General features: G+C 74.6%; 1 protein-coding gene. It reads left to right on the top strand.

Annotated features, from left to right (window positions below; genetic code table 11):
• Positions 1 to 192: 192 nt before the first annotated feature.
• Positions 193 to 1,604, top strand: a 1,412-nt coding sequence (locus tag HW445_RS30310; protein WP_180224004.1) for an ABC transporter substrate-binding protein, incomplete at its 3' end; no start/stop codon positions are given.

Below are 1,604 nucleotides of genomic sequence, written 5' to 3'. Positions count from 1 at the left end.
CGTCCGCCCATCCGAACCGGGCGCCGGGCCACCCGCAACCGGTGCGGGGCCGAACGGCCGCCGTGCCCGGCGCCATCGCCCGTTCACCGCCCCTCCGGTTGCAGGGAGCGGCCGGTTCCGCCTACTCCTGATGGACCGGAAGGTGACGCCGGGCGACCCGGCCCGGCGCGGCGGAAGGCGATGAGGTCACCCATGCGTGAGGCCCGGCGGTCCAGGAAGGCCGCGCTCGGCGCCACGGCGGCCCTGCTGCTCGGGCTGCTCTCCGGCTGCTCGGGCGACACGGGACCGGACCCCGCGGACGGCAGGATCACCGTCTGGTCGCAGGAGAGCCTGCCGGACCGGATCGCCGCCACCGAGAAGGTGATCGACCGGTTCCGGCGCGAGAGCGGCGTCCAGGTCGAGCTGGTGGGCGTGACCGAGGCACAGCTGCCGCAGCTGATCATGTCCGCGGCCGCCTCCGGGACCCTGCCGGACGTCATCGGCGCGGCCACCCTGGGCCAGATCTGGCAGATGCACGGCAACGAGCTCCTCAACACCCGGATCCCGGGTCGCGTCGTGGAGGGACTGGGGCCCGCGACCTTCGACGCGAACGCCCTCGCGCTCGCCTCCGAGGGCCCGACCCGGCTCGCGGTCCCCTCCGACGCCTGGCTGCAGCTGCTGGTGTACCGCAAGGACCGTTTCGAGGAGCGGCGCCTGCCGCCGCCCGACACCTACGCCCGGATGCTGGACGCCGCGAAGCGGCTGACCGGGGGCGGCCTGGACGGCGCGTCGGTGGCCACCGACCCCGCCGACGTCTTCACCTCCCAGAGCTTCGAGAACCTGGCCCTGGCCAACGACTGCCGGCTGGTCGAGGCCGGACGGGTCGCCCTGGAGTCACCGCCCTGCGAACGCGCGTTCTCCGTCTACGACCGGCTCGCCCGGGATCACGGGGCTCCCGGGACCCAGACCGTGGACTCCACCCGCGCCACCTACTTCGCGGGCCGCAGCTCCATGGTGATCTGGTCGTCCTTCGTCCTGGACGAGATGGCCGGGCTGCGTTCGGACGCCCTGCCGAGCTGCCCGGAGTGCGCGGACGATCCGCGGTTCCTGGCGGCGAACAGCGGGGTGGTCACCTCGATCGAGGGCCCGGACGCCGAGGGACCGGCCCAGTTCGGCGAGGTGACGTCCTGGGCGGTCACCCGGACCGCCGAGGAGGAGGCCTCCCGCCGGTTCGTGGAGTACATGATGGGGCCGGGATACGAGGGCTGGTTCGGGATGGCGCCGGAGGGCAAGATCCCCGTCCGCCGGGGCACCGCCGGGGAGCCCGACCGCTATCTGCGGGCCTGGCGGAGCAGCGACCTCGGGGTGGACACGCGCCGGCCGATAGACGAGGTGTACCCGCCGGAACTGCTGGACCGCCTGGTGGACGGGGTGCACCGGATGGGCCGCTGGGGCATCGCGCAGGGCCACGGCGCGCTGGTCGGGGCCGCGGGGGGCGAGCTGCCCGTGTCCAAGGCCATCGGGGCGATGACGGGCGGTCAGCTCTCGCCCGCCGGCGCGGCCGCCCAGGCGGACGAGGAGGTCGCCTCGCTCCAGAGGTCGCTCGGCCGCTCCTCCGGGACCAC

Origin of the sequence: Streptomyces sp. UH6 (assembly GCF_013421635.1) — a bacterium.
In the GTDB taxonomy this organism is placed as follows: Bacteria; Actinomycetota; Actinomycetes; order Streptomycetales; family Streptomycetaceae; genus Streptomyces; species Streptomyces abyssomicinicus.
Note: the sequence above shows the minus strand (reverse complement) of the source record. Positions and strands in the feature narration are given on the sequence as shown.